Consider the following 19,129-nt stretch of genomic DNA (forward strand, 5'->3'; position numbering starts at 1 on the left):
CCGGTCGAGCAGGTCGCTCCGGGGGCTGGAGACAATCTATATGAGCGCTTCGCGCACGCACCGAACACGTTCCGGCACGCTCGAAGCGACAATGTATATGCCGCGCTCTAGGCTGCGACCATGGCCTCCGTCTACAGCGATCTCAATCGTCCGCCGTTGAACGAGCGCAGCCTGCAACGCGCCCTGATGGTGCCCGGCATCGCGTTCGGCGGGCACAGCATCGCGGCGCTGCGCGTGCTTCCGGAGGTCGATTCCACAAACACAGCGCTGCTCGCCGCCGCAGCGGACGGCGCTCCGCACGGCTCCGTCGTCATCGCGGAGTCGCAGACCGCTGGCAAGGGGCGCCTTGGCCGGTCCTGGGTCGCGCCGCCGCGCTCCGGCCTGTTCCTGTCCATCCTGCTGCGGCCCGAGGTGCCCCCGGCGCACTGGGGTTGGCTGCCGCTGCTCGCCGGAGTCGCCGCGCGCTCGGCGATCTCCCGGGCCGCGGAACTCGACGTGCGGCTCAAGTGGCCCAACGACCTCATCCTCGCCGAGCCGGCTGACAGCTCATCAAACACCGCCGGATCAAACACCGCCGAATCAGACAGCGCCGGATCAGACAGCACTGCCACGGATTCCGGTTACGGCGTCGGGCGAAAGCTCGGCGGCATCCTCGCCGAACAGGGCGGTACCGCAGCGCAGCCGTGCGTGGTCATCGGCATCGGCATCAACGTCACACTGCGCGCTGACGAACTGCCTGCACCGCACGCAACCTCGCTCCTGCTCGCTGGCGCTAAGGTCACCGACCGCGACACGATCCTGCGCGCGTTACTTCGTAGCTTCGGGTCCTGGTACACCGACTGGGCCGCATCCGGGGGAGACGCCGAACGCTGTGGTCTGACAGCCGCCTACCGGGCCGATTGCGCGACGCTTGGCCGCGAGGTGCGTGCCGAATTGCCAGGTGGCAGCGTGATTTCCGGCCAGGCGATCGACCTCGACCAAGACGGCAGGCTCCTCGTCCGCGACACGACTGGCGCTTCGACGCCAATTGGCGCCGGAGATGTTGTGCACTTGCGATAAGCGCAGTAATAGCGCACCGTCCCGATCGCATGCCAGGATTCGCCCATACACAAGCGCGGTGGGATCGGCGCCGATCCGGACGGCCGCAAACTAAGAGGGGACAAGGACGGTCATGGGGTACCCACAGCGGCTGCTCGCCGAGGGAGAGCGGATCGACCTGCAGCTGCGCCCGCACTGGAAAGCTCTCGTGCTGCCGGTGATCACGCTCATCCTCACCTTCGGCATCGGCGGCTTCCTCGTGGCCATCGCGCCCAAGCACGGCACCGGGGCACAGGCCAGCTGGATCGCCATCGGCGTCGTCGCGCTGGGGATCATCGTCTGGTTCGCCCTGCGCCCGTGGGTCGTCTGGCTGAACAGCAACTACGTGATCACCAACCGCCGGCTGATCATCCGCCTCGGCTGGATCCACCGGGTCGGCCGGGACATCCCGCTGGAGAAGATCAACGACGTCTCCTTCCGGCACGACTCGCTGCTGGACCGGATGCTCGGCTGCGGCACGCTCGTGGTCGAGTCGGCCGGCGAGCACGGTCAGGTCGAGCTCGACGACATCCCGCACGTGGAGGAGACCCAGCGGGAGATGGCCACGCTCATCTCCGGCGACCCGGCGCCCCAGGCCCGGCAGAACCAGAGCTGACGCATCCGCCGCACCGGCGCGCCCCCTTCCCGCGTCTTAGTCCGAGACGGCCCACGCTCGGCGGCGCGGAGCAAGCGCGCGGCGCGCCGGTGATTCGCGACGCTCGCCGCCGGACGAATCCGGGAACGGCCCGATCGCGTGCGGCGGTCCGGGCCGGGCTCCTTGGTCGCTCCAAATCACCTTAGAGCGGTATCGTTGCAGTCCGTACGCCTCCGGATGCGGCCGGCGGCTCAATAGACGCCTACCGGGACCGACCGGGACGATTCCGTCCCGATCGGCCACCCCGCCAACCCCATCCCCTCACTATTGCGAGTAGGTGAGTCAGGTCACCGGAGCGCACGACGTCACCAGGCCGCGGCCGGGTTCGGAAGCCCATGCCGCCGCGCGGTTGCGCGCCCTGACCGGTTTCGCGAAGTCGATGGCCGCGGCGCACTCGGTCGAGGACGTCATCCGCATCGCCGCCCGCGAAGCCCAGCGCGATCTGCGCGCGGCGGTCGCCTCCATCTCCATGTGGGAACGGCAGACCGGCCGGCTGCGGGTGCTGGCCAACCACGGCAAGCTCGCCACCGGCGAGTCCGCATTTCCGAAGGACGAGTCCTATCCGGTCTCCGACTTCCCCGAGATCCTGCTGAGCGAGGACGACCTCGGTCCGTGGATCCAGGTCGCCGACGACGAGTACGGCGACCCCAAGCGCGTCTCGATGCTGCGCCGCCGCGGCCGGCACTGCGCGCTGATCGCCCCGATCGTCTACAACGGCCGCGCGTGGGGCGAGCTGTTCGCCGCCCGCACCATCGACCAACCGATCTACGACCGCGAGGACGTCGACTTCGCCGCGGCGCTGACCGCGCAGATCGCCGCCGGTCTGGCCAAGGCGGACCACGTGCGCCAGATCGAACGCCTCGCCTACACCGACCAGCTCACCGGCCTGGCCAACCGGCGCTCGTTCGACGCGCGGCTCGACGCGGCGATCGACCGGCACGCCAGCGACGGCACCGTGGTCTCCCTGATCGTGTGCGACGTCAACGGCCTCAAGCGGATGAACGACGGCCACGGCCACGACCACGGCGACGCCCTGCTCGTGCAGCTCGCCGGCGTCATGTCCGCCGCGGCGGCGCTACTGCCTGGCTCGCTCGCGGCGCGGCTCGGCGGTGACGAGTTCTGCGTGCTGATCGAGGGTTATGGCGCCGACGATGCGGTACGCGTCGCGGAGGAGCTATGCACTCTGGCGCTGACCGTGCGCGGCGGTGAAGGCGTTGCGTGCGGCGTGGCATCCACCGGCGACCGAATCGGCGACGTCATCACGCGCGACCGTCTCTTCCGTCTGGCGGACGCGGCGCAGTACCGCGCGAAGCGTTCCCGCTCCCTGCACCCGGTGGTCGCAGGACGCGGACAGCCGCCGGACGCTGCGGTCTTCGCCCTGCCGTCCCCGCGCGCCATCCCGCCCACGCCGGGTGCTCCGGTACCGGACCGACGCGTGTATCGCGGCCGCAGCGGTATCGCGATCGAGTCGCTGCTTACCGAAGCGTTCTCTGCGTTGGACGAAGAGGCGCGTCGTACGACCTCTGCGGTACCGATCGTCGATCGCGTCGAAGTGGTCGCAGACGTCGTAGCGCGCGGGCTCGACGCAGCGTCCTGGTACATCTACAGCAAGCCAGGGCCCGTCGAACCGCTCTCCGTCGTGCGCTACTCGGTGTACCGGACGCCGGCCGAGCCGGGATTGGGAGACGAGAGCCTCGTCTCCGCAGCGCAGCAGCCAGTCGGCCCGGAGCACTTCATGGGCATCGAGGATCTGCTGCTCAGCGGAGGCGAATTCCTGGAGCTGACCGACGGCGCCTTCGACAGCGAGCCGGGCAACGGTTACGGCTACGCCCCGGAGCCGCCGCCAGGCGCGGCCAAGCTCGCGGCCGCCGGATACACCGGGGCCGTGACCATCGGCTCGCCCGCGCCCGATCGCTCGCAGTGGATGGTCGCCGTGCTGCTTGACTCGATCTCCAAGCAGCCCGCTCCGGCAGTACCGCTACTGCGTGCGCTGCTGGCCGCCGCGTTGCTGCGGTAACAAGACGGCGCTGCCCTAAGGCAGCGCCAAGGAAGAACGGCCCGGGTCCCGGTCCGCGGAAGTACACCGACCTACTTCTGCGAACCGGGACCCGGAGTGTTACGCGACTGCGATGGCCATCCGTCTGTACGGATATACGGCTATCGCGTCGTGCTAGCGGTGCGGGTAGTGCTAGTGGTTCATGCGCGTCGGGACGCGCCGCGGCGCGCCGTATGCCGCCAGCTTGAGGTCCTGCTGCAGGTCGAAGTACGCCGGCTTCGGCTGGAGGTTGACGTCGTAGATGTTGGCGAAGCCCTCGCCCGTGAAGAAGCCGGGGACCCAGGAGTCCTTGTCGCCGAAGCCCCAGACGGTGAACGAGATGCACTCGGGGACGGAGAGCGCGGCCTTGAGCATCTGCGAGTACTCATACGGGTGCGCGAAGGTGGCCAGGTGGTCGGTCGGAACCTGCGTGTCCGGGCTGTCGACGAAGGTGCGCACATCGGCCTCCGTGATCGCCACCTTCAAACCCAGGCCGGCGAAGCGCTTGAGGTTGTCGGCCATCTTCGTCGGGAAGCCGTACTGCGTGTCCAGGTGGCCCTGGTCGCCGACGCCGTGGATCGGCACGCCCTGCGCCAGCATCTGCTTCAGCCAGGCGTACGCCGCGTCGCTCTTGGCGTTCGTCCCGTCCTCGCCCGCGATGTTGTAGTCGTTGTAGAACAGCAGCGCGTGCGGGTCGGCCTCATGGGCCCAGCGGAAGGCCTGCGGGATGATGTCGGGCCCGAGGTTCACGATCCACCAGTTGGTGGGGTCAAGCTTGGACGGGTTCGAGTCGGTGAAGAACTCGTTGGCCACGTCCCACTGCCAGATCCGGCCGCGGTAGCGGGTGACCTCGGTGAAGATGTGCTGCTTGAGCAGCGAGGCCAGCTCGGTCTTGCTGATCGTGCCGTTCGCCACGCCGGTGGTCAGCCAGTCGGGCAGCTGGTTGTGCCACAGCAGGGTGTGCCCGCGCACCAGTTGGCCGTGTTGTTCCGCGAATTTGACCAGCCGGTCCGCGCCCGACCAGTCGTAGACCCCCTGCTGCGGTTCGACCACCTGCCACTTCATCTCGTTGCCCGGAGTGACCACGGAGAACTGCTCGGCCAGCACGGCCGCATAGTCCGGGGTGTCGAGGTCGAACGGGATGACCGCGGTGCCGAAGCGCAGACCTATCCGCGCGGCCAGGTCGCGAAGCGACTGTGATCCTTCGTTGTCGGATGAGCCGTCCGAAGCGCCGCCGGGCCGGGCGGACCCGGTGGCGGCGCTGGCGGCGGGGGTGGCAAGACCGGGCACCGCGAGCGCCCCGGCCGCACCCATCGCGAGGAAACTCCGTCGTCTCATTGCGATTGCCTCCTCTTAAGGCCAAAGAGCCGCTTCGCCCGATCCGAAAGTTTCGGAGTGGCGGACGTAAGGGCTAGGCAAAAGTATGCGTGCCGGATTTCCGTGTCAACGGTCGAAACGCTTCGACATCGCACCGAGTTGCGGGCACGGCGCAGGTAAGGCTGAGAGCCTCAGCCCAGAGAACGTATCGAAACTTTCGATTTCTGAATGATAAGGCGCCAGGTCCGCTAGTCGCCTTGAGCGGCGTCGAACGGCAGCGTCAGCGTCCGCAGGAGGTCGGCGAGCTCGTCGAGTCGGTCGCCCGGCAAGGCGGCGAGCAGCTCCCGCTCGTTCTTGAGCAGCCCGGCCAGCGCCGAGTCCGCCATCTCCCGCCCCGCCGCCGTCAGCCGCACCAGCACGCCGCGCCGGTCCGCGGGATCGGGGCCGCGCACGACCAGCTCCCGTGCCGCGAGCCGGTCGATGCGGTTCGTCATGGTGCCGGAGGTGACGAGGGTCTGCGTGAGCAACTGGCCGGGGGAGAGCTGATACGGGGCGCCGGCCCGGCGCAGCGCGGAGAGCACGTCGAACTCCCACGGTTCGAGCCCGTGCTCGGCGAAGGCGGTGCGCCGGGCCCGGTCCAGATGCCGGGCGAGCCTGGTGATCCGGCTGAGCACTTCAAGCGGCTGGACGTCCAGGTCGGGGCGCTCCCGGCGCCAGGCAGCGACCAGTCGATCGACCTCGTCCCGTGCCGCTTCCGTCATGCTGTGCCTCCACCCTCTGCCCACTGGCCCCGCCGCCCGCCGGTTCGCGATCAGTCTATCAAGACACTTGACACCAAGCATCTTGACATCGAGATATATGCGCTGTCAGGATTCCAGAGTATCTTGATGTCGAGATAACCGGAGGGGCGTCATGCCGACCCGCAGCCAGTCGACCACCTGGGACCCCGCACGCTACCTGCGCTACGCCGACCAGCGCGGCAGGCCCTTCCAGGACCTGCTCGGCCGGGTGCCCGCCGAGCAGCCGCGCCGCGTGGCCGACCTGGGCTGTGGACCGGGCAACGTCACCGCGCTGCTGTGCCGGCGCTGGCCGCAAGCGGCTGTCGTCGGCGTCGACAGCTCCGCGGAGATGATCGAGGCGGCGACGGCTGGCGCCGAACAGGAGCTCACCGCCTCCGGGCGCCTTAGCTTCGAACGCGGAGACTTGCGGGAGTGGCAGCCCGCCGAGCAGGTCGACGTCCTGATCACCAACGCCACGCTCCAGTGGGTCCCCGGCCACCTCGACCTGCTGCCCACGCTCCTCGGCCACGTCGCGCCCGGCGGCTGGTTCGCCATGGGCGTGCCCGGCAACTTCGGCGCGCCCTCGCACACACTGCTCGCCGACCTCCAGCGCGACAGCCGCTGGGCGAACCAGATCACCGGTGAGCAGTTCCGCCCTACCTCTCACGAGCCTGCCGAGTATCTGCGTGCCCTGACCGAGGCCGGCGCGGAAGCCGAGGTGTGGGAGACCACGTACTACTACGTGCTGCCGGGCGTGAACGGCGTGCTCGACTTCGTCTCCTCCACCGCGCTGCGCCCCGTGCTTATCGAACTCGGTGGACCGGGTACAGAGGCCGCTCACGCATTCACCGAGGCGTACGCGGACGCGCTCCATACCGCCTACCCGCCCGAAATGCTCGGTGGTCGTACCGTGCAGGTGCTGCCGTATCGCAGGCTGTTCGCTATCGCCCACGTCCCGGCGTAACGCACCGTTCGCGGCCGCGGCGCCAGCCGCAGCGCCTTCGCGGTCAGCCCCGCCGACGCGTCAACAGGCGCGGATGGTGCTCCAGTCCGGACAGCCCGTTCCAGGACAGGTTCACCAGATGCGCGACCACCTCGTCCTTGGTCGGGTGGCGCTCGTCCAGCCACCACTGGCCGGTGAGCGCCACCATCCCGACCAGCATCTGCGAATACATCGCGCCGAAGGCAGGGTCGTAGCCGCGGTTGGAGAACTCCACGCCCAGGATGTGCTCCACGCGCGTGGCGATGTCGCTGATGAGCGAGGCGAAGTTGCCCGTCGAGGCGGCCACCGGCGAGTCGCGCACCAGGATGCGGAACCCGTCGCTGTGCGACTCCACGTAGTTCAGCAGCGCGAAGGCCGCCTGCTCGAGCAGCTCACGCGGATGCCCGGCGGTCAGCGCGGAGGTCACCATGTCCAGCAGGGTGCGCATCTCGCGGTCGACCACGACCGCGTAGAGCCCCTCCTTGCCGCCGAAGTGCTCGTAGACCACCGGCTTGGAGACCCCGGCCTTCGCCGCAATCTCCTCCACGCTGGTGGCGTCGAAGCCGCGCTCGGCGAACAGCGCCCGCCCGATCTCGAGCAGCTGCTCGCGCCGCTCCTTGCCGCTCATCCGGACCCGGTGCGCACCCTGCCCTTGATGAGCCCCCTGTGCCTGGTGCGCAGCGTGGCCTTGACTCGTCACACGGTCATCATGCCGTACGACGTGCCGCCACCCGGGCCGCGCTCGGCCAGCGGACATCGCGCGCCCAGCCGAACTTCTCGAACAGCCAGATGATCCGGGCGCTGGAATCCACCTGGCCGCGCAGCACGCCGTGCCGGGCCGCGGTCGGGTCGGCGTGGTGCAGGTTGTGCCAGGACTCGCCCATCGAGAGCACGGCCAGCCACCAGACGTTGCCGGACTTGTCCCGGGACTTGAACGGCCGCTCGCCGACCGCGTGGCAGATCGAGTTGATCGACCAGGTCACGTGGTGCAGCAGGCCGATGCGCACCAAGGTGCCCCAGAAAAGCGCGGTCACCGCGCCCTGCCACGACCACGACCACAGGCCGCCGGCCAGCGGGGGAGCGAGCACCGAGGCGACCACGAGCCACGGGAACGCCCGGGACACCTTCACGATCGCCCGATCCTTGAGCAGGTCGGGGGCGTACTGCTTCTGGTCGGTCTGCTCTACGTCGAACATCCACCCGATGTGCGCGAACGCCAGACCCTTCATCAGGGCCGGGATCGTGGAGCCGTAGCGCCACGGCGAGTGCGGGTCGCCGTCCTTGTCGGAGAAGCGGTGGTGCCGGCGGTGGTCGGCCACCCAGCGGATCACCGGGCCCTCGACGGCCAGCGAGCCGGCCACCGCGAGCACCACCCGCAGCGCCCTGACGGCCTTGAACGAGCTGTGCGTGAAGTACCGGTGGAAGCCGACGGTCACGCCGTGACCGGAGATCGCGTACATGACGGCCGCGATGACCACGTCGTGCCAACCCAGGCCCCAGCCCCAGGCGAACGGGATGGCGGCGAGCACGGCCAGGAACGGGATGCCGATGAACAGGGCGATGGCCACCCGTTCCTTGGTGGACTGGCGCAGCCCGCTGATCGTGCCGGCGCTCCCCCCTTCCTCGGCGACACCGGCGGAGACTGGGGCGGGGCTGGTGACACGGGCCGTGGTGGTTGCAGTCATCGGCGTATCTGATCCCTTTCAGGCACAACGTTTCGCGGGCCGGTTAAGACCCCTACGCTTCCGTAAGTTACGGTCGCGTAGGTCTTCCGGCAAGTGCGGGTGACTGACGGGGTATCAGGTGTCGGCCGCGGCGCGAGCGGCGTCGGATCCTCGCGGGACGGTCGGCAGCGCCCCCGGCGTCACCCCTCCGCCGCGATCGCCGCGTGCAGGACCGGGGCCAGCTCAGGAGGCGTGACCACCTCGGCGCGCACCGCATCGCAACCGACCCACTGCGCCGCCTCATGCAGCGCCTTCGCCATCGGCACGGCGGCCTTCGCGGAAGCCAGCGAGACCTGACGCCCGATCAGCGTTCCGCCTTCGCGTGCCGGGTCCGCTCGCCCGATCAGCTTCCCGCCGTGCAGCAGCGGCATCGCGTAGTAGCCGTGCACCCGCTTCGGCTTGGGCACGTAGGCCTCCAGCCGATGCGAAAAGCCGAAGATCCGCTCGGTGCGCCGCCGCTCCCAGATCAGCGAGTCGAACGGCGAGAGCAGCGTGGTGCGGTGCCGCCCGGCCGCCCCGGACTCCAGCGCGGCCAGCGCGGCCGGGTCCGCCCAGGCGTCGCGCCCCCAGCCCTCCACCTCGACCGGCACCAGGCCCGCCTCCTCGGCCAGCGCGACGAAGTCCTGCTGCGGCTTGAGGCGGTAGTAGTCGAGCAGGTCGATCTGTGTGGCCACTCCCATGGCCCGCCCAGCCAGCGCGATCATGCGCACCACGCAGGCGTGGTCGTCAAGGTCGTCGTGCAGCAGGTGCGCCGGTATGGCCCGCTCCGGCAGGTCGTAGACGCGCCGCCAGCCGCGCCGCTCAACGCACACCACCTCGCCGGTGGCCAGCAACCGCTCCACCGCGACCTTCACCTCCGACCAGTCCCACCAGCCCGGGGTCTTGCGCGCGCCGCCGAGCTCGGTCGTGGTCAACGGCCCCTCCGCGGCCAGCCGGCCGGTGATCTCCGCCATCGTGGCCTCGGAAATCACCTCATTTCCCCATACGCTGCCCCGGTCCCGGTAGTGCCTGCGGCGCAGCGCCATCATCGGCCACTCCTCCACCGGCAGCACGCAGGCCGCGTGCGACCAATACTCGAAGGTGCGCGCCTGCCCAGGCTCGTGCGACCAGTACGCGGTGTGGATCGCCTCGCGCCCGATCGGCCCGAGCCTGGCGAAGGGAACCAGCTCCTGTGAGCGCGCCAGCACCGAGATCGTGTCGAGCTGTACCGCGCCGAGCAGCCGCAGCACGCCGGGTACTCCAGCGCGCCGGTCGATCGCGCCGAGCAGACCCTGTGCCCGCAGTGCGGCGCGGCGAGCCTCGTCGGCGGTAAGCATCGTTCCCATGCCGCGACCCTAGCGGGCAGCTCCGACAAAACAGAGTTCGTCATTAACCGGAATCGTGATCAGGCGATCACAAGGTGTAATGACTCGCCGCTTTCAATCGGGCCTCGATCGGCGCCCGACTCGCGCACCCGACACCTGCTTGACACTGTGTGTTTGTTGACGTTCGGCCAGGTACATCGCGCAAACGCCCCCCGGTGTCGAGCACTGTGCCTCGCGTCATATAATCGAAACGTAAAGAGGTACAGATTTTCGCGTGGGGAGCTTGAGACACGCTTCTCACGTCCGCGACCGAAGCCCCATCGCCGTGGCAATGCGTCGAGGATCGCAGCTAATGCCACCCTCCGCTCGATGGCGAGCGATGGACGAGCCAAGTAGGACGCGTCGAAGGAACCGTGAGCGAGCCCACCATGACTACTGCGCTGACTCCTGCCGCCACAGCCTCCAACATCCCGCCGCGAATCCTGGTCATCGGCGGGGGATACGTGGGGATGTTTACGGCCCAGCGAATCCTTAAGCACCTCAAGCGCGGCGAGGCGACCGTGACCGTGGTCGACCCCCGCCCCTACATGACCTACCAGCCCTTCCTGCCCGAAGCGGCCGCCGGCTCGATCGCGCCGCGCAACCTGGTCGCTCCGCTGCGCCGGGTGCTCAAGGGCCCCAACGCCGAAGTCATCACCGGTCGCGTGGTCTCGGTCGACCACACCCGCAAGTCGGCCACCATCGCCCCGAACACCGGCGAGGCCTACGAGCTGTCCTTCGACGAGCTGGTCGTCGCGGTCGGCTCGGTACCGCGCACTCTGCCGATCCCCGGCCTGGCCGAGCACGGCATCGGCTTCAAGCAGGTCGAAGAGGCCGTCAGCCTGCGCAACCACGTGATCGGGCAGATCGACCTGGCCGACTCCATCAAGGACCCGGCGCTCCGGCGCAAGGCCCTGACCTTCGTCTTCGTCGGCGGCGGCTTCGCCGGCGTCGAGGCGATCGCCGAGATGGAGGACATGGCCCGCGACGTGTCCAAGTGGTACGCCAACGTCGAGCCCGAGGACATGCGCTGGCTGCTGGTCGAGGCCGCGGACCGGATCCTGCCCGAGGTCGGTCCCGAGCTGGGCGTGTGGACCGCCGAGGAACTGCGCAAGCGCGGCATCCAGGTCAAGATGAAGACCTTCCTCAACTCCTGCGTGGACAACCACGTGGTGCTCTCCGACGGCACCGAGATGGACGCCTCCACGATCGTGTGGACCGCGGGAGTCAAGCCGAACCCGGTCGTCGAGCAGCTCGGCGTCCCGCTCGGCCCCAAGGGCCACGTCGACACGCAGGCGAGCCTGCGCGTCGTCGGTTACGACCACGTCTGGGCCGCCGGTGACTGCGCCCAGGTGCCCGACCTGTCCAAGGGCCCGGGCAACTGGTGCTCCCCGTCGGCGCAGCACGCGGTGCGTCAGGCCAAGCGCCTCGCGGACAACATCGTCTCGGCGCTGCGCGGTAAGGCCGTCCAGGACTACGTACACAAGCACGTCGGTTCGGTAGCCGGCCTCGGCATCGGCAAGGGCGTCGCGAACGTGTACGGCATGAAGCTGCGCGGCTGGCCCGCCTGGCTCATGCACCGCGCGTACCACGTCAGCCGGGTGCCCACCTTCAACCGCAAGGTGCGGGTGTGCATGGACTGGGTGCTCGCCGGGTTCTTCCGCCGCGAGGCCGTCTCGCTGACCTCCTTCGAGAACCCGCGCGAGGAGTTCGCCGTGGTCGCCGTCCCGGCAGCGTTGCCGAAGCAGGCTGAGCCCGCCGCGATCGAGAGCGTGAACGGCAAGGCGCACGACGAGCAGGTCGAAACCGCAGGAGTCTGAGCTCACGCATAGCGGCTGAGCATCTGACAGCCACGCCTACGCGGCCGGCGCGTGCGTTCCAACGCACGCGCCGGCCGCGTCGTGTTCGGCAGCTAAACAACACCCGGATGTTCGGGCGCATTTTGCTGCAACTGAACGCTTCGCGCCGCAGAATGGTCACGTGACTGTTGTGGAATCCGGGCCTGCGTTCGCGGTCGACCCGCAGCGCTGGCCTGACCTCGCCCAGGTGCCGCCCACCGGCGTGAAGGCCAGGCTGGCACGCAAGTTCTTCGCCCAGGCCGTGGCACACCTGCCCGTGCGCGTCGTGGGCCCCAGCGGCCGGCGGCTCGGCGGGGGCGGCGACGAGCGCTCCGCGGTCATGACCCTGAACCGGCCACGCGAGTTCTTCGCCAGGATCGGCGCACACGGCCTCATCGGCTTCGGCGAGTCGTACCAGACCGGAGCCTGGGACGCCGACGACCTCGCGGCCGTGCTCGGCGCGTTCGCCCGCAGAGTCGCCGACCTGGTTCCGCGGCCGCTGCAGAAACTGCGCGGCCTGTACGTCGCGCGCTTCCCGTCCGAGGAGGACGGCACGCCGGTCAACGCCCGCCGCAACATCGAGCGGCACTACGACTTGTCCAATGATCTGTTCGAACTATTCCTCGACGAGTCCATGACCTACTCCAGCGCGCTCTACGGCGGCGTGCAGGCCGCGGTCGACTACGAGCCGGACGACGAGGCCAGCGCGCTGCACCAGGCGCAGCTGCGCAAGATCGACACGATTCTCGACGCCGCCGGCGTGCGTGAGGGCTCGAAGGTGCTGGAGATCGGTTCCGGCTGGGGCGCGCTGGCGATGCGCGCGGCCGGCGAGCGCGGCGCCTACGTCACGACCCTGACGCTCTCCAAGGAGCAGAAGGCGCTCGCGGAGGAGCGGATCGCGGCGGCGGGTCTGAGCGACCGGATCGAGGTGCGGCTGGCCGACTACCGCGAGGTGGGTCCGCCGCAGGGCGCCCCGGGCTACGACGCGATCGTGTCGGTGGAGATGATCGAGGCCGTCGGCGAGCGCTACTGGCCGGAGTACTTCGAGACGATCGACCGGCTGCTGGCCCCGGGCGGGCGCGCTGCCGTGCAGTCGATCACCATGGCCCACCAGCGGATGCTGGCCACCCGCAAGACGTACACGTGGATCCACAAGTACATCTTCCCGGGCGGCCTGATTCCCTCGGTCACCGCGATCGAGCAGGCCCTGCGCGCCCGCACCCGGTTGCGCCTGGTGCGCCGGCTCGACTTCGGCGAGGACTACGCACGCACCCTGCGTACCTGGCGGGAGCGGTTCGAGGCGCACTGGCCGGCGGTCAGCGCCCTGGGCTTCGACGAGGTCTTCCATCGCACCTGGCGGTTCTACCTCGCCTACTGCGAGGCCGGATTCGCCTCCGGCTACCTCGGCGTCTCGCAGCTCACTTTCGCACGCTGACCGGCGATACCTGCGGATGCGCCATCATCGGCGGCGGCAGGACGCACATGCCCGGGTCGCCGTGCACGAGCGTAACGACGAGCGTCTGCGGGTTTTGTCTCGCGGCCGGCTGCGGGTTCGCCTGGTAGACGACGATGTTCAGCACCGAGCCGACGGGCATCGCTGAGGGGTCGATGTTCACGACCTGATCGCCGGTGGCTTTGTCCGGGGCGTGCACGGTGAAGACCTGCCGCACGAGTTCGAAGGTGGGCGGGCCGCTCGGGCATTTGGTGCTCCAGGTGTTCGGCGCGACGCTGCGCACCACCGCGCGCACGCCCGCCTGTTCCAGCACGCGTTGCAGGCCGGCCGGATCGCTGAAGACCTGATGCAGCGTCACGCTGACCACCGAGCTCGCCGTGGTGTGAACCGACCATCCGGCCATGTCCACGTTCACCGAGTACCCGTCCGCGCTGAACGTCTGTCCGCTACCGACCGCGCTGGGCGTCTGCCCGCTGCCGCCCGCGCTGGGCAGCGACAACACCACCGCGAGGCTCGCTCCGAGCACTCCGGCCACCGCGCTGCCGGTGACCGCCCTGCGCCGCTTGCGCAGCCCGCGACCTCGCGCCGCGATCTCGTCGAGCGGTCGCTGCATGGTGACCGTGTTCAGCGAACGGGCGACAGCCTCGAGTACGTCGTCATCCGTGATGGTGTCCTTGCTCACCGGGATCGTGTCTCCTCTTCGACGCTCACCGCGAGCTGGTCTCGCAAGGTGGCGATGGCCCGCGAGAGATGTGCCGTCACTGTGCCGGGCGCTATCGCGAGCGTCCGCGCGGTGGTCTGCGTGTCGAGATCGAGGAAGACCCGCAGCGCGACCACCTCGCGTTGCCGGGCCGGAAGGCTGCGCACGGCCGCGAGCACCTGCTCGTCCACGCCCATCGTGGCGTCCGGCGCGGTCGGCGCTGTGTCCTGTGAGCCCCTGCTCTCCCAGGACACTTCGCGCCGCCGTCGGCGCCACCACGACACATGCGTGTTCAGCGCGGTGCGCACCACCCATGCCTGTGGGGCCGGGTGACGGCTCACCTTCCACCACGACGCCCACGCACGGGCGTACGCCTCCGCGATCAAGTCCTCGGCCAGCAGCCGATCGCCGACCGAGGCGTATACCGCGCGCAGGCAGCCGTCCCGCGAGGCCTGGTAGAACTCCGCGAATTCCTCGGGTTCGTCTCCCACGTCCCTATGACGCATCGGCGGCCCGATCCGCTTACCTACTCAGCGCGGCAACTTTGACGACCTGTCACTGGCGCGCGGCGACCTCGCCCTCGATCACCGGTATTCGCTCGCGCAGCTTCTCGCGCGGCGCGGACTTGCGCGTGGACAGCCAGCTGCCGATCAGCACGAGCGGGAAACCGACGCCGACCCCAGCGGTGAAGTGCTCGCCGAGCACCAGCATGCCGAGCAGCACGGCCACCGCCGGATTGATGAACGTGATGACCGTCGCGCGCACCGGACCGGCCTCGGCGATCAGCTGGAAGAAGAGCAGGAACGCCGCCGCGGTGCAGATCAGACCGAGGGTGAGGACCGCCCCGATCACATTGGCGTGCGGCATGACACGCGGGCGCGTGACGATCGCGGCCGGGATGTACGCCAGCGCCACGCCGGTCAGCGACAGCGAGATCACCGCCAGCGTGGGCACCTGCTTCAGCTTCCGGTCGGCGATGATCGGCGCGACGGCGTAACCGACCGCGACCAGCAGCACCTCGCCCATGCGCAGCGCGGAGGTGGATCCGACGTCGAGTCCGACGACCGCCGCCACCCCCGCCATTCCGACCAGCAGGCCGAGCAGCCGCCGGGGGTCGAGCGCCGAATGGTCGCCGAGCCGCCAGGTGACCAGCGTGCTGACCAGCGGCACGGCCGCGATCAACAGGCCGGCCAGGCTGCTGCTGATGTGCTGTTCGGCGTCGTTGAGCAGCAGCCATGGGCCGCCGATCTCCAGCACCGCGAAGGCCAGCAGCGGCTGCCACGCGCGCAGCGCCGGCCGGATCATCCCGCGCCGCCAGGCGATCGGCAGCAGGATCGCCGCCCCGATGGCGGTGCGCGAAAGCACCAGGAAGGGCGCGCTGACGCCTTCCAGAGCGATCTTGATGAACAAGTACGGTATGCCCCAGATCACGGACATCAGCGCGAACAGCAGCCACCCACGCCTGGTCATGTAACTCCCCTCAGTATCGCGTGAAGCTTACGACAAGCCCCCGACACACGACAGCCTGCGACCGACGCCAGGCCCATGACCAGCTGTTTTCCGTGTCCGCCGATTCGCCGGAAAAAATCTTGAAACCGGCTGTCGGATTCCGGTCGCCCCGTTCGAGGTGCAAGTAGGAACCCCGAATGGAGGAGACCACCATGACGATCCACACCGCTCCCGTCCCGGCCCCCGCAGTGCACCCGAGCCCGGATGCCACCGCCGCGCCCTCCCGCGACTGCACCCCGGCCGGTCGCGTCACCAAGTCGCTGCTCGGCTACGGCGTCATCGCCGGGCCGTTCTACGTCGTGACCGCCCTGACGCAGGCGCTGACCCGCGACGGCTTCGACCTGACCAAGCACTCCTGGAGCCTGCTGTCCAACGGCGCGTTGGGCTGGATCCAGATCACTAACTTCGTGCTCACCGGGCTGATGACAGTCGCTGCGGCGATCGGCCTGCGCCGCGCCCTGGGCGAGGGCACGGGCCGCACATGGGCACCTCGGCTGCTCGCCGCCTACGGAGCGTGCCTCGTCGCGGCCGGGATCTTCCGTGCCGACCCCGCGCAGGGCTTCCCGCTCGGCACTCCCGATAAGGCACCCGTGAGCTGGCACGGCACGATGCATCTAGCGGTCGGCTCGGTGGGCTTCCTCTGCCTTATCGTCATGTGCTTCGTCCTGGCGCGGCGATTCACGCACGACGGCCAACCGCGCCTCGCCCGCTTCTCCCGCAGCACCGGCGCCATCTTCCTCGTCGCCTTCGCCGGCATCACCAGCGGCTCGCACGGTCCGGTCACACTGGCCTTCGCCGCCGCAGTGGTGATCGTATGTGCCTGGATCACCACGATCAGCATCCACCTCTACCGCCTCGTCGACGCCGCCTGATCACCACTCGCCAATCCGAACCTCGACAAGAAAGGCCTGACCATGCGTTACCTGGTCCTACTCAAGGCAGCCCAGCCCGCGACCCCGCCTCCGCCGGAACTGATGGACGCGATCATGAAGCTCGGCGGCGAGGCCACGGCCGCCGGCGCGCTGCTCGACACCGCGGGTCTGCTGCCGAGTGCCGCCGGAGCCCGGGTCAGCCTCCAAGCAGGCTCGTTGAGCGTCACCGACGGACCGTTCACCGAGGCCAAGGAGATGATCAGCTACGCGCTCTACCAGGTCGGCTCCAAGGAGGAGGCGGTCGGCTGGGCGTCGAAGTTCCTCGCCCTGCACCGTGACCTGTGGGAGGGCTGGGAGGGCGACGCGGACGTGCTCAAGGTCATGGGACCCGAGGACTTCGGCAACGCCCCCACCGAGTAGGGCAGCAAAGCGACTGCCCTAACGCACAACAACTGCCCTAACGCACAACAGGATGCGAGGATCGGTAGCCATGACGGCTGCCGATCCTCGTCGCGTTGTGGAAGCGGTGTGGCGTACCGAATCCGCTCGGATCATCGCGGCTCTAGCACGCATGGTCGGCGACGTGGGGCTCGCCGAGGAACTGGCGCAGGACGTGCTCGTCATCGCGCTAGAGCAATGGCCCGAAGACGGGGTACCGCAGCATCCCGCTTCATGGCTGATGGCCACTGCCAAACATCGCGCCGTCGACACGCTGCGCAGGCAAAGCCGCTACCGCCAGAAGCTCGAAGAAGTCGGACGAGCGACGCCGGACAGCCATGAGCCGGATCTTGCCGCGGACATTGACGACTACGTCGGCGACGACCTGCTCCGGCTCATCTTCGCGACCTGCCACCCGGTGCTGTCCACCGAGGCACGCGCGGCCCTGACCCTGCGCTTGCTGGGCGGCCTGAGCACCGAGGAGATCGCGCGGGCCTACTTGACCTCGGAGTCGACCGTCGGCCAGCGCATTACGCGCGCCAAGCGGACCCTCGCCGAGAAGAAGGTGCCGATCGAACTGCCGCCGCCGGCCGAGGCGGCCGCGCGGCTCGCCTCGGTTTTGGAGGTGATTTATCTGATCTTCAACGAGGGATACGCGGCCACCGCCGGAGCCGACTGGGCGCGCCCCGCGCTTTGCGATGAAGCGCTGCGTCTCGGCCGTATGGTCGCTTCTCTCGCATCACAGGAGCCGGAGGTGCATGGCCTTGTCGCGCTGATGGAGTTTCAAGCCTCCCGAATGCGAGCACGTACCGCGCCCGACGGCAGCCCCGTCCTGCTCCAGGATCAAGACCGGCGCCTCTGGGATCGACTGCTGATCCGCCGCGGTTTTGAAGCTCTTGCGCGCGCCGAGGGAACGTGGGGTCCGTATGTGCTTCAGGCGTCCATCGCGGCGTGTCATGCCCGTGCGTCGCGTGCCGAGGAAACCGATTGGGAACGCGTCGCAGCGCTTTACCAGGTACTCGCACACGTATCGCCGTCGCCGGTTGTCGAACTCAATAGAGCCGTGGCGGTCAGCTACGCCGAAAGCCCGCAACGCGCTCTCGAAATCGTCGACGGCCTAGCAGACAGTTTGGCCGCTTATCCACTCCTTGCTGCGGTACGCGGCGACCTACTGGCGAGGCTCGGCCGACCCGCAGAGGCCCGAGCCGAATTCGAACGCGCAGCGCAGATGACCAAGAACGAGGGCGAACGAGCCCTCTTCCGCGGTCGCGCCGCCGCCCTTGCCTGACCTGCGGCGGGACGCATCCGCTCGCGGATCCAGCGATCCCTCGCCCGCCTTGTGCCCCGAGTGCCGCTAGATTTCTTGCAATGCGAACTCCCCGTCAGGCCGCCCGCATCCTCCTCATCGCCCCCGATGCCGCCGTCTTTCTGTTTCGATACGACGATGAGGAAATCGGCCTGCACTGGACCACTCCCGGCGGCGGCCTGAACGAGGGCGAGACCCCCGAGGAAGCCGCGCGTCGCGAACTGCTCGAGGAAACCGGCTGGACTGACCTCGCCCCTGGGCCGCTGCTCTTCACCTGGGCATACGACTATTGCCGCGAGGGAGTTCCGGTCCGCCAGTCCGAGCACGTGTTCGTCGCTCGCGCCCCGCGCCGGGACCCGGTCGGAGACTTGACCGCGGCGCACGCCGAGGACGGCATTCTGCGCTGGCGCTGGTGGCCGCTGGCTGAGCTGCCGACCTGCCCGGAGCGGGTCCTACCGCCGCAACTGCCCGACCTCGTCACAGCCGTGCTGCGTGCCGCTCCGCAAGTGCCCGAACCGATAGACCTCGGCTACGTGCCGCTCCTCTAACGTGCCGCGCATGTGACGTGCCGACCGCTGCCATCAGCGTCGTAGTCGTTACTTCACGACCACCGTCACGGTGAAGTGCTGCTGGTTCGGTGCGCAGGGCCGGGCTTCACCACACGTCATACGGCTGGCAGTGACCGACGCCATGCCTGGTGCGAGTGCTGTGAACGAAGCGCGGATCGGCACGCAGCCCATACCCGGAACATTGGGGCAGTTCGTGGGCCGGGGGAGCGTGGTGGCCGCTCCGTCCTGGCGCAGTACGTTCGGCGCCGATGAGCCGGACACGGTCCAGTAGTTGCTGCCCAGGGTCAGCTCGACCGTCTGGCCGACCGTCGCGTTCACCGTCTTGCCGTTCGCGTCGTCCTGAACGACGACCGTGCCCGCGCTGTGCCCTCGGGACGTGGACGTGGACGTGGAGGTGGAGGACGCGCACCCGGCCGCGAGCAGCGCACCCGACGCGGCGAGGGCCGCGAACCGCAGTCCCGCTCCGAGGCGAACTCCCGCGAACGACGACGACATCAGTCCTCCTGCGCTCTGGCCGCTAGACGTCACTTGG

The 19,129-nt window shown here is 69.0% G+C and carries 19 protein-coding genes; 10 read left to right on the top strand and 9 right to left on the bottom strand.

The window, feature by feature from the left end; all coding sequences use genetic code 11:
- The first annotated feature begins 120 nt into the window (after positions 1–120).
- The 3 genes from VFA06_RS21080 to VFA06_RS21090 all read left to right on the top strand — a co-directional run bounded on the left by VFA06_RS21080 (position 121) and on the right by VFA06_RS21090 (position 3,749).
- Positions 121–1,059, top strand: coding sequence for a biotin--[acetyl-CoA-carboxylase] ligase (locus VFA06_RS21080; protein ID WP_324842384.1), 939 nt, complete (start codon positions 121–123; stop codon positions 1,057–1,059).
- Between the two features lie 112 nt (positions 1,060–1,171).
- Positions 1,172–1,693 (top strand): PH domain-containing protein, encoded by a 522-nt coding sequence (locus VFA06_RS21085; RefSeq protein ID WP_324842385.1) that lies wholly within the window; start codon positions 1,172–1,174, stop codon positions 1,691–1,693.
- A 316-nt stretch (positions 1,694–2,009) separates the two neighbouring features.
- On the top strand, positions 2,010–3,749 hold the full coding sequence (locus VFA06_RS21090; protein WP_324842386.1) for a sensor domain-containing diguanylate cyclase: 1,740 nt from the start codon (positions 2,010–2,012) through the stop codon (positions 3,747–3,749).
- Between the two features lie 171 nt (positions 3,750–3,920).
- Here the strand turns inward: VFA06_RS21090 and VFA06_RS21095 are convergent, their stop codons facing one another.
- Together VFA06_RS21095 and VFA06_RS21100 are read right to left on the bottom strand one after the other, a co-directional pair.
- Positions 3,921–5,105, bottom strand: coding sequence for an endo-1,4-beta-xylanase (locus VFA06_RS21095; protein ID WP_324842387.1), 1,185 nt, complete (start codon positions 5,103–5,105; stop codon positions 3,921–3,923).
- A 227-nt stretch (positions 5,106–5,332) separates the two neighbouring features.
- Positions 5,333–5,845 (bottom strand): MarR family winged helix-turn-helix transcriptional regulator, encoded by a 513-nt coding sequence (locus VFA06_RS21100; RefSeq protein WP_324842388.1) that lies wholly within the window; start codon positions 5,843–5,845, stop codon positions 5,333–5,335.
- 151 nt (positions 5,846–5,996) lie between these two features.
- Between VFA06_RS21100 and VFA06_RS21105 the strand changes: the two genes are divergently transcribed.
- A complete protein-coding gene (locus VFA06_RS21105) occupies positions 5,997–6,827 on the top strand; it encodes a methyltransferase domain-containing protein (RefSeq protein WP_324842389.1) in 831 nt (276 codons plus the stop codon).
- Between the two features lie 43 nt (positions 6,828–6,870).
- Here VFA06_RS21105 and VFA06_RS21110 read toward each other — a convergent pair whose 3' ends face one another.
- From VFA06_RS21110 to VFA06_RS21120, 3 genes are all read right to left on the bottom strand, one after another.
- On the bottom strand, positions 6,871–7,602 hold the full coding sequence (locus VFA06_RS21110; RefSeq protein WP_414639940.1) for a TetR family transcriptional regulator: 732 nt from the start codon (positions 7,600–7,602) through the stop codon (positions 6,871–6,873).
- The gene (locus VFA06_RS21115; protein ID WP_324842391.1) at positions 7,553–8,530 is read right to left on the bottom strand and encodes an acyl-CoA desaturase; all 978 of its coding nucleotides are present in this window, start codon (positions 8,528–8,530) and stop codon (positions 7,553–7,555) included. Before VFA06_RS21115 ends, VFA06_RS21110 begins: the two co-directional genes overlap by 50 nt.
- Before the next feature lie 179 nt (positions 8,531–8,709).
- Positions 8,710–9,894, bottom strand: a complete 1,185-nt coding sequence (locus VFA06_RS21120; RefSeq protein ID WP_324842392.1) for a winged helix-turn-helix domain-containing protein — start codon at positions 9,892–9,894, stop codon at positions 8,710–8,712.
- A 407-nt stretch (positions 9,895–10,301) separates the two neighbouring features.
- On the opposite strand from VFA06_RS21120, the gene VFA06_RS21125 reads away from it, so the two are divergent.
- Both VFA06_RS21125 and VFA06_RS21130 read left to right on the top strand, forming a co-directional pair.
- Complete coding sequence (locus VFA06_RS21125) at positions 10,302–11,732, top strand: NAD(P)/FAD-dependent oxidoreductase (protein WP_349260279.1); 1,431 nt, start codon at positions 10,302–10,304, stop codon at positions 11,730–11,732.
- Positions 11,733–11,892: 160 nt separating this feature from the next.
- On the top strand, positions 11,893–13,185 hold the full coding sequence (locus tag VFA06_RS21130) for a cyclopropane-fatty-acyl-phospholipid synthase family protein (protein WP_324842394.1): 1,293 nt from the start codon (positions 11,893–11,895) through the stop codon (positions 13,183–13,185).
- On the opposite strand, the gene VFA06_RS21135 is transcribed toward VFA06_RS21130, so the two are convergent.
- The 3 genes from VFA06_RS21135 to VFA06_RS21145 form a co-directional block, all read right to left on the bottom strand.
- On the bottom strand, positions 13,169–13,885 hold the full coding sequence (locus tag VFA06_RS21135; protein ID WP_324842395.1) for a hypothetical protein: 717 nt from the start codon (positions 13,883–13,885) through the stop codon (positions 13,169–13,171). The genes VFA06_RS21130 and VFA06_RS21135 overlap by 17 nt on opposite strands.
- On the bottom strand, positions 13,882–14,394 hold the full coding sequence (locus VFA06_RS21140) for a SigE family RNA polymerase sigma factor (protein WP_324842396.1): 513 nt from the start codon (positions 14,392–14,394) through the stop codon (positions 13,882–13,884). Before VFA06_RS21140 ends, VFA06_RS21135 begins: the two co-directional genes overlap by 4 nt.
- A 64-nt stretch (positions 14,395–14,458) precedes the next feature.
- Positions 14,459–15,373, bottom strand: coding sequence for a DMT family transporter (locus tag VFA06_RS21145; protein ID WP_324842397.1), 915 nt, complete (start codon positions 15,371–15,373; stop codon positions 14,459–14,461).
- A 191-nt stretch (positions 15,374–15,564) separates the two neighbouring features.
- On the opposite strand from VFA06_RS21145, the gene VFA06_RS21150 reads away from it, so the two are divergent.
- From VFA06_RS21150 to VFA06_RS21165, 4 genes are all read left to right on the top strand, one after another.
- Positions 15,565–16,284: a DUF998 domain-containing protein gene (locus tag VFA06_RS21150; protein WP_324842398.1), complete on the top strand. Its 720-nt coding sequence runs from the start codon at positions 15,565–15,567 to the stop codon at positions 16,282–16,284.
- A 42-nt stretch (positions 16,285–16,326) separates the two neighbouring features.
- Positions 16,327–16,704 (top strand): YciI family protein, encoded by a 378-nt coding sequence (locus tag VFA06_RS21155; RefSeq protein ID WP_324842399.1) that lies wholly within the window; start codon positions 16,327–16,329, stop codon positions 16,702–16,704.
- 70 nt (positions 16,705–16,774) lie between these two features.
- The gene (locus tag VFA06_RS21160; protein WP_324842400.1) at positions 16,775–18,010 is read left to right on the top strand and encodes an RNA polymerase sigma factor; all 1,236 of its coding nucleotides are present in this window, start codon (positions 16,775–16,777) and stop codon (positions 18,008–18,010) included.
- A gap of 80 nt (positions 18,011–18,090) precedes the next feature.
- Complete coding sequence (locus VFA06_RS21165; RefSeq protein WP_324842401.1) at positions 18,091–18,576, top strand: NUDIX hydrolase; 486 nt, start codon at positions 18,091–18,093, stop codon at positions 18,574–18,576.
- A 48-nt stretch (positions 18,577–18,624) separates the two neighbouring features.
- Here VFA06_RS21165 and VFA06_RS21170 read toward each other — a convergent pair whose 3' ends face one another.
- The gene (locus VFA06_RS21170) at positions 18,625–19,092 is read right to left on the bottom strand and encodes a hypothetical protein (protein ID WP_324842402.1); all 468 of its coding nucleotides are present in this window, start codon (positions 19,090–19,092) and stop codon (positions 18,625–18,627) included.
- Positions 19,093–19,129: the final 37 nt, after the last annotated feature.

It is taken from the genome of Actinocrinis sp. (assembly GCF_035653575.1).
Taxonomy (GTDB): domain Bacteria; phylum Actinomycetota; class Actinomycetes; order Streptomycetales; family Catenulisporaceae; genus Actinocrinis.